This window comes from Cellulophaga sp. RHA19 (assembly GCF_002813425.1).
Lineage (GTDB): Bacteria > Bacteroidota > Bacteroidia > Flavobacteriales > Flavobacteriaceae > Cellulophaga.
On record NZ_PHUL01000001.1, the window covers coordinates 1,864,774 to 1,878,185 of the forward strand.

Annotated in this window: 16 protein-coding genes; 7 read left to right on the forward strand and 9 right to left on the reverse strand. The window is 30.7% G+C overall.

Annotated features, from left to right (window positions below):
- Window positions 1-51 precede the first annotated feature (51 nt).
- The 4 genes from idi (at window position 52) to AX016_RS08230 (ending at window position 2,328) form a co-directional block, all read left to right on the forward strand.
- The gene (idi, locus tag AX016_RS08215; RefSeq protein WP_100895144.1) at window positions 52-579 is read left to right on the forward strand and encodes an isopentenyl-diphosphate Delta-isomerase; all 528 of its coding nucleotides are present in this window, start codon (window positions 52-54) and stop codon (window positions 577-579) included.
- Window position 580: 1 nt separating this feature from the next.
- The gene (locus tag AX016_RS08220) at window positions 581-991 is read left to right on the forward strand and encodes a 6-pyruvoyl trahydropterin synthase family protein (RefSeq protein ID WP_100895145.1); all 411 of its coding nucleotides are present in this window, start codon (window positions 581-583) and stop codon (window positions 989-991) included.
- A gap of 27 nt (window positions 992-1,018) precedes the next feature.
- Entirely contained in the window at window positions 1,019-1,981 is a 963-nt protein-coding gene (locus AX016_RS08225) for a type I phosphomannose isomerase catalytic subunit (RefSeq protein WP_100895146.1), read from the forward strand.
- 77 nt (window positions 1,982-2,058) lie between these two features.
- Entirely contained in the window at window positions 2,059-2,328 is a 270-nt protein-coding gene (locus tag AX016_RS08230) for a hypothetical protein (RefSeq protein WP_100895147.1), read from the forward strand.
- Window positions 2,329-2,386: 58 nt separating this feature from the next.
- Here the strand turns inward: AX016_RS08230 and AX016_RS08235 are convergent, their stop codons facing one another.
- The 6 genes from AX016_RS08235 to AX016_RS08260 all read right to left on the reverse strand — a co-directional run bounded on the left by AX016_RS08235 (window position 2,387) and on the right by AX016_RS08260 (window position 8,746).
- Window positions 2,387-3,097: a DUF4369 domain-containing protein gene (locus AX016_RS08235; RefSeq protein WP_100895148.1), complete on the reverse strand. Its 711-nt coding sequence runs from the start codon at window positions 3,095-3,097 to the stop codon at window positions 2,387-2,389.
- Window positions 3,098-3,181: 84 nt separating this feature from the next.
- Window positions 3,182-4,483 carry a DUF819 family protein gene (locus AX016_RS08240; protein ID WP_100895149.1) on the reverse strand — a complete coding sequence of 434 codons (1,302 nt, stop codon included), beginning with the start codon at window positions 4,481-4,483 and terminating at the stop codon, window positions 3,182-3,184.
- A 40-nt stretch (window positions 4,484-4,523) separates the two neighbouring features.
- On the reverse strand, window positions 4,524-5,324 hold the full coding sequence (locus AX016_RS08245; RefSeq protein ID WP_100895150.1) for a Cof-type HAD-IIB family hydrolase: 801 nt from the start codon (window positions 5,322-5,324) through the stop codon (window positions 4,524-4,526).
- Window positions 5,325-5,344: 20 nt separating this feature from the next.
- Window positions 5,345-6,283, reverse strand: a complete 939-nt coding sequence (locus tag AX016_RS08250) for an alpha/beta hydrolase (protein ID WP_100895151.1) — start codon at window positions 6,281-6,283, stop codon at window positions 5,345-5,347.
- A gap of 2 nt (window positions 6,284-6,285) precedes the next feature.
- Window positions 6,286-6,456 (reverse strand): DUF4177 domain-containing protein, encoded by a 171-nt coding sequence (locus tag AX016_RS08255; protein WP_100895152.1) that lies wholly within the window; start codon window positions 6,454-6,456, stop codon window positions 6,286-6,288.
- 43 nt (window positions 6,457-6,499) lie between these two features.
- Window positions 6,500-8,746 carry a transglycosylase domain-containing protein gene (locus tag AX016_RS08260; RefSeq protein WP_100895153.1) on the reverse strand — a complete coding sequence of 749 codons (2,247 nt, stop codon included), beginning with the start codon at window positions 8,744-8,746 and terminating at the stop codon, window positions 6,500-6,502.
- Window positions 8,747-8,850: 104 nt separating this feature from the next.
- Here AX016_RS08260 and AX016_RS08265 point away from each other — a divergent pair, with 104 nt between their 5' ends.
- A complete protein-coding gene (locus AX016_RS08265) occupies window positions 8,851-9,624 on the forward strand; it encodes a S1/P1 nuclease (RefSeq protein ID WP_100896830.1) in 774 nt (257 codons plus the stop codon).
- Between the two features lie 229 nt (window positions 9,625-9,853).
- Here AX016_RS08265 and AX016_RS08270 read toward each other — a convergent pair whose 3' ends face one another.
- Entirely contained in the window at window positions 9,854-10,726 is an 873-nt protein-coding gene (locus AX016_RS08270; protein ID WP_100895154.1) for an AraC family transcriptional regulator, read from the reverse strand.
- A gap of 238 nt (window positions 10,727-10,964) precedes the next feature.
- Between AX016_RS08270 and AX016_RS08275 the strand changes: the two genes are divergently transcribed.
- Complete coding sequence (locus AX016_RS08275; RefSeq protein WP_157811114.1) at window positions 10,965-11,555, forward strand: hypothetical protein; 591 nt, start codon at window positions 10,965-10,967, stop codon at window positions 11,553-11,555.
- 56 nt (window positions 11,556-11,611) lie between these two features.
- Here the strand turns inward: AX016_RS08275 and AX016_RS08280 are convergent, their stop codons facing one another.
- Window positions 11,612-11,971 carry a DoxX family protein gene (locus AX016_RS08280; RefSeq protein ID WP_100895156.1) on the reverse strand — a complete coding sequence of 120 codons (360 nt, stop codon included), beginning with the start codon at window positions 11,969-11,971 and terminating at the stop codon, window positions 11,612-11,614.
- Window positions 11,972-11,976: 5 nt separating this feature from the next.
- Window positions 11,977-12,609 carry an MOSC domain-containing protein gene (locus AX016_RS08285; protein ID WP_232732609.1) on the reverse strand — a complete coding sequence of 211 codons (633 nt, stop codon included), beginning with the start codon at window positions 12,607-12,609 and terminating at the stop codon, window positions 11,977-11,979.
- A gap of 232 nt (window positions 12,610-12,841) precedes the next feature.
- Here AX016_RS08285 and AX016_RS08290 point away from each other — a divergent pair, with 232 nt between their 5' ends.
- On the forward strand, window positions 12,842-13,408 hold the full coding sequence (locus tag AX016_RS08290; RefSeq protein WP_232732610.1) for an RNA polymerase sigma factor: 567 nt from the start codon (window positions 12,842-12,844) through the stop codon (window positions 13,406-13,408).
- The last annotated feature ends 4 nt before the right edge of the window (window positions 13,409-13,412 follow it).

Genomic DNA, 13,412 nt, shown 5'->3' on the forward strand with positions numbered 1-13,412 from the left:
TCTTTTTTATAGTGCTCATAAATAACATAAAGGTCTTATTTTTGTAAGACTATGATTGAAGAACAGGTAATATTAGTTAACGAGCAAGACGAGCAGGTTGGTACTATGGGTAAAATGGAAGCGCATGAAAAAGCACTTCTTCATAGAGCATTTTCTGTTTTTGTTATGAATGATAAAGGGGAAACAATGCTGCAACAACGTGCATCAGAAAAATACCATTCACCATTATTATGGACAAACACTTGTTGTAGTCACCAAAGAGTAGGTGAGTCTAACCTAGAAGCTGGAAAAAGAAGGCTACAAGAAGAAATGGGTTTTGTTACAGAGCTTAAAGAGTTATTTTCATTTATTTATAAAGCTCCTTTTGATAATGGTTTAACAGAACATGAACTAGATCATGTAATGATTGGTAAATTTAATGCAGAACCCAATATTAATAAGGAAGAGGTACAAGACTGGAAATGGATGGCTCTTGATGATATTAAAAAAGATATCAGTAATAATCCAAAAAACTATACAGAATGGTTTAAGATAATTTTTGACCGTTTTCATAAATACACCCTGCAAAACCAATACTAGTATGAAAGTAAAAGTAAGTAGAAAAGCGCATTTTAATGCAGCTCACAGGTTGCATAACAAAAAATGGGATGCAGATAAAAACAAAGCTATTTTTGGTTTGTGTAGCAATCCTAATTACCATGGCCACAACTATGAGCTTATAGTTAGTGTAGAAGGAGAAATAGATCCAGAAACTGGTTTTGTTATGGATATGAAGGTTTTAAAAGACCTTATTAAAGAGAAAGTAGAAAACGCTTTAGATCATAAAAACTTAAATGTTGAAGTGTCAGATTTTAAAGAGCTTAATCCTACAGCAGAAAACATAGCTGTGGTTATTTGGAACAAGCTTAGACCAGAGATTGATGCCTCAAAAAAATTAGAAGTAGTATTGTATGAGACACCACGTAATTACGTAACATACACAGGACAGTAAAAAATAATAAACCAAAACAACACATATATGTATCCGTTAAAATTTAATCCTATTTTAAAAGAAAGACTTTGGGGTGGTACCAAGTTAAGAGATGTTTTAAATAAATCTATAGAAAATGATATTACTGGAGAAAGCTGGGAGCTGTCTACGGTAAAAGGAGATGTTTCTGTGGTTTCTAACGGAGATTTAGCAGGTACATCTTTACAAGAATTGATAAATACGAAAACTGATGACCTTTTAGGAAAAAGTGTTGCAGAACGTTTTGGAACAGAATTTCCTATACTAATTAAGTTTATAGACGCAAAACAAGACCTATCTATACAGCTACATCCTAATGATGAGTTAGCTAAAAAAAGACATAACTCTTTTGGTAAAACGGAGATGTGGTACGTTATGGATGCAGACAAAGACGCTGAGCTTATTGTTGGTTTTAATAAAGATGTAGCTAAAGAAGAGTACGCTGCAAGTATTAAAAATGATACGTTGCTAAATTTATTAAATTACGAAAAGGTAAAAGAAGGTGATACTTTTTTTATTAATACAGGAAAAATACACGCAATTGGTGCAGGGGTTCTATTAGCAGAAATTCAGCAAACATCTGATGTTACTTATAGAGTATTTGATTTTAACCGTAAAGATAAAAACGGCAATCTAAGAGAGCTACATACAGAACAAGCTTTAGATGCTATAGATTATACTAAAAAGGACGATTTTAAAGTGGCATACAATACACAGTCAAACGCTGTAAATACAATGGTAGATTGCCCTTACTTTAAAACTAATTTTATAGAGTTAACAGATAATATTAAGCAAGATGTAATAAATAGAGATTCTTTTACTATTTATATGTGTGTTGGTGGTTCTGCAACTGTAAAAAACGAATTTGGAGAAGCTGATTTAGTAAAAGGGGAAACTATTTTAGTGCCAGCACTTTCAAAATCTATAGAAATAATTTCTAGTGGGGCTAAGTTATTAGAAGTTACAATTTAATACTTAATCTAATATATTAAGGGTAAGAAACTCTTTGTATAAGTTAAATATGTATTTTTGCATAAAAATAAATACAAATGGCAAGCATTAAAGATTTAAAAAAAGATATCAATTTTGTTTTAGGAGATATTATTGAAGCAGTTTACTTTTGGGAAGCAACTTCAAACTCTAAAGATTCTAAAGAAGGTTCTAAAGTTATAGATTCTGCAATTGCTACTTTTGATGAGTTAATCGCAAAGGTAAATAAGAAAGACGTAGATAACAGAAGTAAGCATTTAAATGCTGTACGTAAAGAACTAGAAACTAAAGCTACAGAGTTAGTAGCAGAGGTTAACAAATTAGGTTAATTTTTACGATACTTATAGAATAAAAAAACATCCGCCATTGGCGGATGTTTTTTTATGTTTATTTGTTAGCAGCTTTTACTTTGCTAATATGTTCCTTTAGCTCTTTACCGTATTTGGATACAGACACACTATCTGCCAGTGAATTGTAAATAGAGTCTAAATATTTTACGTTAACATCTGGTACTTCTGTTAATGCTAAATATGGTGCTACGTAAGACTCTTTATGGTTTAATGAGTAGTTTAAAGCATATAAATAACCACGCAAATTATTTTTAGATAACATTTTGTTTAAAGAATCTATAGCTTGTTCATTACCTTGTATATTTGGTAATTGTGCAGTTTGCGCTAAACGTAAAGCTTCTGCATTAAACTTAGATGCATTTTTTCTAAACTCTTCTAATTTTTCTTGTGACTTAGATCCTTCTATTTTAGCTTTTAAAGCAAAAGTATTCCAAGCAGTATTTATTGTAATATTTCCTGGTTCTCCAAAAAATGTAATTCTATCATTAAATTCAGAGTTGTCAGACTTGTCTAGATACAAGTAAAATATTTCAGGACTTTCTAACTCAGTTGTAAGCGTATAATTACCGTCGCCTTTAATTTGTAAAGAATCAACTGTAACTAAAACAGTATCATTCACTTTTTGCAAATACAATGTTCCTTTCTTAAGGCCTTTTACATTACCAGAAACAGTCATAGTGTTTTTAGTTGTAGAATTACAAGCAACAATGCTTATGCCAAGAAGAAACAGAAGAAAAAATCTATTCATTTTATAATTATTTAAGTGCAGCAAATATCACTAATTTTTCTTAAAAAAAGGTTAATGCTTTTTGTTTTGTGTATAACTTTTTAATTATAGGGCAGAGGCAACTTCCATAAGGTATGCACATAATAATGCACCTCCAGTACCAACTACATAACCAAAAACAGCAAGTAATACGCCAACAGATGTTAAAGATGGGTGAAACTCTGCAGCTACAATTGGTGCAGAAGCAGCACCACCAACATTTGCTTGGCTACCCACTGCCAAAAAGAAGTAAGGAGCTCTAATAAGTTTAGCTACTAAAATTAATAAACCAGCGTGTATGGCAATCCATATTAGGCCAATAACAATAAGTCCTGGGTTCTCTAATACTTTACCTAAATCCATTTTCATACCAATAGTGGCAACTAAAATATATATAAAAACACCACCTATTTTACTAGCGCCAGCACCTTCTAAATTTTTAGCTTTTGTAAAAGATAGTGCTATACCTGCTATTGTTGCCAATACTACCATCCAGAAAAAGCTAGAACCTAAAAAGGATAAAAAACTTTTTTTATCTGCTACAGCAGCAACATTATTTTCTAAATAAGAACTTATGTTACCACCTAAAAAATGAGCTAAACCTACTGCAGTAAATGCAAAGAAAAGCAACATCATATAATCTTGTGTGGTTGGCGTTCTTGTTATTTTTTCTGTAAAAGCAGTCACTTTTACTTTTAGTGTTTCTATGGCAGATGCATCTGCCTTTAACCATTTATCAATTTTTGTGGTTTTGCCTACACCTAATAAAATAATGGCCATCCAAATGTTAGCTACTACAACATCTATAAGCACCATACCACCGTATTTTTCTGGGTTATACTGAAAAATTTCTAGCATAGCAGCTTGGTTTGCACCACCACCTATCCAACTACCAGCAATAGTAGATAGTCCTCTCCAAATGGCATCAAAATCGTTGCCGCCAACAGTTTCTGGAGAAAAAACTGATACAATTAATATAGCTATTGGCCCGCCAATAATAATGCCAACAGAACCTGTTAAAAACATAATTAAAGCTTTGGAACCTAGGTTGGTAATAGCTTTTAAATCTATACTCAATGTCATTAAAACTAAAGCTGCAGGTAACAAATACCTACTTGCCATATGGTAAAGTCCAGACTCGTGTTCTGTTATAACACCAGCATCATCTACTGTTTTCCAAGTTTCTGCAATAATACCTGTAGAAGTTAAAATTGCAGGTAGTAAATAACAAAGTAAAATACCAGGAACAATGGTGTAAAATTTACTCCAAAAGCCTGTTTTTTTAGCTGAGGTGTAAAAAACAAAACCTAAGCAAAGAGTTAATAATCCAAAAACAACTTTATCATCTGTAATAAGTGGTTCTAACATAAATAGTCTAGTTCTAAAAGGTGAGTTTTCTCAAATATACTTAAATTAAGATGTTTTGCTTTATAAAATGCGCAACTCCGTTCTCTGTGTTTTTAAGCGTTACGTGCTTAGCAATTGCCTTAACTTCTGATCTTCCGTTTTCTACAGCAACACCACAACCTACGTGGGTTAGCATTTCCATATCATTATAATTATCACCAAAAGCAATTACCTCTTCTAAAGTTTCATTCTGTAATAGCAATTTTATAGCAGATAGTTTAGATATAGTTTTAGGAGCAACTTCTATTAAAGTATCATTAGATCTGTAAAAATGTAGACTTTCTCCTAAGGTAGACGTTAAAACACTAAAAATAGCATCTGTAGTCTCTTTAGTACCCATTAGCATAATTTTATGTGCGCCAACTTTTCTTTTACTCCAGTTGCTTAAGGTTACTTTTGTATCTTCAAAAATAGGTTCTGCTTTGGTATGGTGAATTTCTTTTTGCACACGTTCAGAGTCTTCTGGTACGTACCATTCATCCATATAATACAAGCCCATTTTTACAATGTGTTCTTCTGCAATTTTGTGTATGGTTTGCAATTCTTTGCTACTTATAAAAGTAGAAAACAGTTGTTTGTCATTATCTAAAACCAAAGCACCATTATAGCAAATAATAGGCAAATTTTCTATACCCAATCTTTCTTGTAAATAGCGCATAGATTTTGGCATTCTGGCAGAAACTAAAATTACTTTAAGGTGGTTTTTTATTCTGTTTATTTCTGATATGGTTACGTCAGAAACATCATTTTTTGTGGTAAGTAAGGTTCCGTCTAAATCAGAACACAAAATTTTATAAGTCATTATTATTGGTTCTCAAGTTTTTATTTAGATACAAATTTATCTATGGTATTAATAAGTTCGTTAGATATTTTATAGTCTTTTGATGTATAAGCTTCTTGGTTTTCAACTATAGAATTTACAACTTTTAAAACGTGATTCATTTTAGGAATAATTTTTAAAGTAGCTTTAGGGTGTGCGTCTTTTAATAATTGTGCATCGTCTGTACTAACTTGAAGGTCCGAATCGCCATTTAAAAGTAATACAGGAATCTGTAATTTTTTAATTTCAGTAGCAGGGTTTACTGTAGCCCATTCTTTTATAAATTTTTGATAAATTGGTTGAAAAACACTCATTAAGAGCGGGTTAACCTCTTTAATAGTATCAGTTTGTACTAACTCTTCAAATTGTTCTTTTGCTGCTTGGCCTAAACTTGGGTTTTGTGCTGTTAATTGTTCTACAATTGTTTTGTCAAAAGTTTTTCCTGGTCCGGCTAATGATATGTAAGAAGTAACAGCTTTATCATTACGAGAATTGATGGCCAACATACCAACCAAAGAACCTTGACTATGCCCAATTATAGTAATGCTACTAAAGCGTTTGTCGTTTTTAAAATAATCTATAGCTACGTTAGCATCATCTACAAAACCTTTAAAGCTAATATCTTTTATGCTTTTTAAATTGTTAATGTTAGCAGATCTTTTATCATAACTATAAAATGAAATTCCTTTAGTATTTAAACTATCTCTAAGGGTTTTTATGTAACCAATTTGCATTGCTGTACCGGCTTGGTTGCCATTGCGGTCTCCATTACCAGAACCTTGAATAAAAATTAGAAGAGGTGTTTTCTTTTTAGATGGTGCTACTGTTAAAGTACCAGGTAAACTAATGTCTCCGTTTTTTAAATCTAGTTCTTCAGTTTTTACTTCTTGAGCAAAAATTAGAATTGGGAATACCAGACACAGTATTAGTAGTTTTTTCATAATTACCTGTTTTTATCGCGTTCTAAAATTACTTTAAATAAACTAGAGCCATTTATAGCAATAGAAGATTTTACTACCCAACCTTGTTTAGCTAATGTGTTTAATTCATTTTCAAAATCACTATCTGTATTGCGAAATTTGGTTCTTTGTCTAATAATTTTGTATTCTTTCATTTTGTTAGTGTTTACTATAGTTTATAAATATATTAATAACACACTAACTACGTTTAAACTCTTTCCTTTTTTTCTTGTTAGGATTTTTAAATAAACGTTTAAAAAAACCATCTTTTTTGGTAGGATCACAGTCCAACGACTGTAAAACGGCATCTGTAGGTTTTTTAAATTTTGCTTTAGTAATATAATTAAAATCACTGTCTTTATTCATTTTTTGCAGAAATAAGGCAAAAGCTGGTAGTGCAGCATTTGCACCTTGACCAAGAGCTGTACTTTTAAACCCTATTTCATGGTTGTCTAATCCAACCCAAGTAACACTTACCAATTTTGGAGTTACACCTACAAACCAAGCATCTTTATTGTTTTGTGTAGTACCCGTTTTACCAGCAATATCATTAGTTAATTTGTAACTATTGCGTATTCTAGAAGCGGTACCAGAGTTAATTGTTGCTTTCATTAACTCTAACATAATCATATTAGTTTCATTAGAAAACGCAGCTTGCTTAGCAATTTTAGGTTCAAAGGTTTCTATAATAGAGTCTTTGCTAGTAGTAATTTGTTTAATTAAAAACGGAGTGCTGTGTTTGCCATTATTTGCAAAAGTGGTGTATGCTTTTGCAAGCTCGTTAATTTTAACTTCTGCTGTACCTAAAGCCAAAGAAGGTTGGTTAGGTAGTTCTGTAGAAATACCCATTTTTTTAGCTTGTTCAATTGTATTTTTTATTCCTGCTTTTTCTAAAACTTTTACAGCAACAGTGTTTACAGAGTTACTTAAAGCCTCTTCCATAGAGTAGTTTAGGAAAGTCTCATCTTTAGAGCCAGAGTTAGACGGGCTCCATTGCTTTAAATTTTTATATTCTACCTCTTGAGCAGAAAAGTAGGTGCAAGGGCCAATACCTTGTTCTAATGCTGTAGTGTATACAATTGGTTTAAAAGTAGAGCCAACTTGCCTTTTACTTTGTGATATATGATCGTACTTAAAGTGTTTAAAGTTAACACCTCCAATCCATACTTTCACTTCTCCGGTAGCAGGGTCTACAGCCAAAGAGCCAATATTTAAAAATTTACTATAATGTTTAATACTATCTATAGTACTTGCTTGTATTGTAATGTCTTTATCCCAAGTGGCTAAAGTCATTGTCTTTTTTTTATTTAAAGAGTCTAATATTTGTTTTTTTGGTAAGTCTAATGCTATTAATTTTTTATAGGGTAATGATTGCTTTACGGCCTTATTAATACTATTTTTATTGGTTAGCCAAGGAGCATTTTTGCCATAACTTTTTTCAAAGTCAGACTGTAATTTTTTCATATGCTCTTGCATTGCTTCTTCAGCCAATACCTGCATTTTATAATTTAAAGTAGTGTATATTTTTAACCCAGATGTATAAATATTTAAATCGCTACCAGCATTATTCTTTTCTTTTGCCCATTTTAACAATTGTTTTCTAACTTCCTCTCTAAAGTAAGGGGCAATACCATCATTATAATTAAAGTCTCTATAGTTTAACTTTAAAGGTGTATTAATAAGACTATCTTTTTGTTTTTCCTTTAAAAAACTATTATTGTACATAGCTTGCATAACTAAATTTCTACGGTTAGTACTTTTTTTAGGAAAAATTCTTGGGTTGTAACCATATGTTGCTTTTAGCATACCAATTAAAGTTGCTGCCTCTGCAATACTTAGTTCTTTAGTATGTTTATTAAAAAATTTTAATGATGCACTTTCAATGCCGTGTGTATTATCTCCAAAAGAAACCTGATTTAAATAATGGTACAGTATTTCTTCTTTACTGTAAATACTCTCTAATCTACGAGCAACAAACATTTCTTTAAGTTTAGTAACAACTAAATTAAGCTTGCCACGTTTGGTTCTTGGATATAAGTTTTTTGCTAATTGCTGACTTATAGTACTGCCACCACCAGAAGATTTATCTTGCAATAGAATACTTTTAAAAGCTACCCTAAACATACTTTTATAGTCTATACCGCTATGACTGTAAAAACGCTCGTCTTCAATAGAAACTAATGCTTCTGTTAAGTGTTTTGGAAAATCAGTAAAAGGAATTGGTTGCCTGTCTTGTAAATAATATTTGCCAATTAAAACACTGTCTGCAGAATAAACTTCTGATGCTTGTTGGTATTTTAAAGATGTTAACTCTTTTTTACTTGGTATTTTGCCCCAAACACCAATATAAACACTTGTTATAAATAGTAGAATAACTACTGTAAGAGCAAGTAATGCTATAATAGTATACCTTAAATATGGACTCTTTATTTTCTTTAATATCAAAATAGGATGTTTTTGTGTATAAGGATAAGTTAAAAAATTAAATGGAACTAAAAAATAACATTACTTTAAGTTACATTTTTTACTTTTGCCAAAAATTTAGAAGAATGAAAAAGATATGTATTTTGCTTTTTTTAGCAGTTCAGGTTTCCTTTGCTAATAATGTATTTTGGGGCAAAACAGGACATAGAACAGTGGGTGAGGTAGCACAAAAAGAATTGAGTAGAAAAGCTAAAAAAGCAATAAAAGAATTGCTAGAAGGTCAGGATTTGGCCTTTGTATCTAACTATGCAGATGAAATAAAATCTGATCGTGAGTTTAGAGCATATTTTCCTTGGCATTATGTAAATTTTCCTGCAGATAAAAAATACTCAGACATTACTCCGCCAGAGGAAGGAGACTTAATGGTTGGTATAGAAAAATGTGTATCGGTTTTAAAGGATGAAAAAAGTTCTAAAAAAGATAAATCTTTTCATTTAAGAATGTTGGTACATTTAATAGGAGATATGCACCAACCATTGCACGCAGGTCATGCAGAAGATAAAGGAGGTAATGATATACAAGTACGTTGGTTTAATGAAGGATCTAATTTACACCGTGTTTGGGATTCTGATATGATAGACTCTTACGGTATGAGTTATACTGAACTGGCTAATGCTTTACCTAAGTTAGATAAAAAGCAAAAAGCAAAAGTACAAGAAGGTACTATTTATGATTGGATAGAGGAAACTCAAGATTTAGCTGAAGAAGTATATAAAACAGCTGAAGTTGGAGAAAAATTAGGATACAGGTATAGTTACCTTCATATGGCTACATTACGCAGTCAGTTAAATAAAGGCGGACTACGTTTGGCTAAGGTGTTAAACGAAATTTATAAATAATTTTAACGATTATTTAGTAGATATAACTATCTTTTTTTGACTTTTGGCATAACTGTTGCATTTTACTTATTGTAGTTGTGTATGAGGACATTAGTAAGATCATCCAAACTTAGTAAAGGCAGTATATAACTCAGATTAAACAAGGATAACCATAAAAAAAATCGGTTTTAATATATTTAAAACCGATTTTTTTTGTGCCTTATATATAAGGTATAAACATATAATTATTTTAAGCTACAACCGTTTTAAGCTCATTTCTATATTCAGACGGATTTTGTCCTGTGAATTTTTTAAATGATTTATTAAAGTGAGAAAAATTATTAAACCCGCATTCAAAACAAACCTCTGTAATACTCATCTTTTGTTCGGCTAGTAATTTAGATGCGTGTACCAACCTATATTCATTAGTAAATTGAATAAACGTTTTATTGGTAATTTTTTTAAAGTACCTGCAGAATGATGGTACCGTCATATTAACTAAATCTGCAATGCTATCTAAAGTAATTTCTTCTCTAAAGTTTGTTTTTACATAATTAAATATAACATTTATTCGGTCGTTGTCTTTTACTTCTGTCTTCATAGAAAAGCCCTCGGCATTTAAAAGAGTGTATTCTTTAGACTTGCCAAGTTCGTTTAATATGTTTAAAATAGATATTAAACGCTGAAAATCTGTTTGGTACTCTAGTACCTCAATCTTATCTCCTATTTTTAATTTAGTATTACCATGAAAAGCAATACCACCTTTACAGGTATCTAATAAAGATTTAATGTTTCTAAGCTCTGGTAAGTTAAAAAAGTTATCTCCTAAAAAATTGGGTAGCATTTGTACAACAGTTTCGCTCTTGTTTTTTGTAAGTACATCTGTAAGTCCACAATGTGGTAAATTACCATCTATTAAAATTAAATCACCATCTGTGTAATAAGATATATGACTACCTATTTGTCTTTTGCCAGAACCACCATTTACATATACTAATTCTATTTCTGGGTGGTAATGCCACGTATTGTTCTTATTATTAGTTGCTTCATCAAACTTTTGGTATGTAAAAGAATGCCCAAAATCTGGTGCAATAGATTCAAAAATAGGTTTCTGGTTAGTCATATGTAAAAGTTTAAATGCAAAAATAGAATATCTATTTGTTTAAAAACACCTTTTAATTAAGTTTTAAGTGTTCTTGTATGTTAAATTAACGTCAATATACGGTTTATTTTTTATTATGGTTAAAATAGCATAGATATTGGAGAAAATAGAGGTAAAATAAACGGAATACCGCACATATATTTGCAGTGTAATTAATTACCAATCAAAACAAAAAGAATAATCCTAAAAAAGTAAACCTATGAAAACAATTTTTAAAATTTCCGCGTTAGTTCTGTTTTTGTTTGTGTCAACAGCAAGTTTTGCAGCAGAAGAATCTTCACTAGAATTAGTGACAAGAAAAGACTCTAAAGATTTAGTATTCAAATTTGAAGCAAGAAATCTTCAAACAGTTATAAAATTTGTAGATCAGAATTCTGCAGTATTTTATTCTGAACAAATAAGCGATAAGCCGGTTTACTCTAAAAAGTTTAATGTAGAGAGTTTAGAAGATGGAAATTACTTTTTAAATGTAGAGAATATGTTAAAAAAGGTTTCATACGCTATACACATCAAAAACGGAGAAGTTGTAGTAGATGATAAAAAAGAAGTTACTAAGCCAATTTTTCAGAAAAGAGGAGATTTAGTAGTAATGAGCTTTTTAAATAAAAATAAAGGTAAAGTTTTAGTTTCTGTATTTGATTTAGAAGGAAACGAAGTTTATACAGAAGTTTTTAATAACAAATTAAGAGTTGAAAAAGCTTTTAGATTTACTAATTTTTCTGAAGATGAATTTAGATTTGTTGTAGAAGTAAACAAAGATAGATACAGTAAATTAGTTAGCTTAGACTAATTATAATTAAGTATTGTTGTGATAGATTAGGAGGCCTTAGAGCCTCCTTTTTTTGTTTATAGTTTTAAGTAGCAATATGCCCAATACATTAAAACAAACTGTAAAGGTATGCGCAATAATAATATATACCTTGGTATACCTGCAGCAGCTTTTTTGCTAGATAGCATATAAAAGTGTACCAACAAAAAAACACTAAGCATTGCAATTAAAGCATAAATAGCTATGTTTTTTGTAACATTATAAAACAGACCTACGCCAATTAAAAATTCTATTATACCACTAATATATACTAGTTGTAAATGCTTTGGTAAATACCTAGGCATTATGCGCATATACATTTTAGGTTTTATAAAATGCATAAAACCCGCGAGTATGTATAGGAGTCCCATTAAGTACAAATGCCAAGGATAAATCATAAATTTTAAAGGTATTTAGATAAACGTATTCTTTTTTTCTCTGGCAAAGCCATATTGCTAACGGCTAGTTTAATGGTTTCTTTGTTTTTTTCTTTAGCATACAGTAGCTTATAAAAATCTTGTATGGTAAGTTTGTTTGTAGACTGTTCTATTAACTTAAAAACATCACCAGTTTGCACACTACCTTCTTTTAGAATCCTAATGTAGGTGCCAGGTCTATTATGGTCTATAAATTGTTTTAAAATTTGTTGATTTCCAAAACGTATTCCTAATTTATAACACGGTTCTCTAGGTTGTGATACTTGTACAAGTGCAGTGCCAATTATATATATATCACCAATTCTAAGTGTAGTTTCATCTAAACCTTCTACAGTAAGGTTTTCACCAAACATTCCCCAGTTCCAGTCTAAATTAGGGTATATGTTTTTCCAATAATCGTAAACATCTGCAGAAAATAAATAACAAGCCTTGTCTATACCACCGTGGTGTTTGCGGTCTATTACAGTGTCGTTAATAACATCTGTACTCAGTAATTGCAAGGGCGTAGTAGTTGGGTATTTATAAATTCCGGTTACTTCTTCTTTACCGTTCCATTGTATTTTGGTTGGTTTACCAAGGTTGGTTGCTACTACTTTCATCCTATAAAGATAAAAAACCATTGCATATAAATACTATGGTTTTTGTTAAGTAGTTGTAGTTGATGTAAAATTGAAGCTTATAAAAATTATTACAAAAATAAATTTCGGGTATAAATACTTTAAAACTTACTTATTTTTAAACCATCACTTAATAATAGTGATGTTTTTTTTGTTAAAAATGAAACCCTTTAAAAAGACAATCGTTTTTAAGATAGAATACTTACAAACATTTATGCAACAAACCACAAACCAATTAATTGCCGGCTGTAAAAAAAGAGATAGAAAATCTCAGCTACAGTTATATACAAATTATTGTGATGCAATGTTTGCTATTGCTTGTAGGTATTTAAAGAACCAAGAAGATGCAAAAGATGCAATGCAAGAAAGTTTTATAAAAGCCTTTAAAAATATTAACAGTTACGAGTCAACATACACAATAGGAGCTTGGTTAAAACGAATTGTAATTAACCAATGTTTAGATGTGTTAAAAAAGCAAAAGTTAATTTTTGAAGATATAGATGATGTAGTATATGAGTTTGAAGAAGAATCTGATTGGTATTTTAATGATGAAATAACAAAAAAAGACGTGCTTAAAGCAATAGAGTCTTTAACAGTTAAATACAAGCTTGTAGTGCAGTTGTATTTAATAGAGGGTTATGATCATGAAGAAATATCACAAATTTTACAATTGCCAATAAAAACATCTAGAACACATTTGCGTAGAGGAAGATTGCAGTTGCAAGAATTGTTAAGTGAGACAAAAATAAAAACGAATAAAGAAATTATTCAGCAAAAATAAAGGA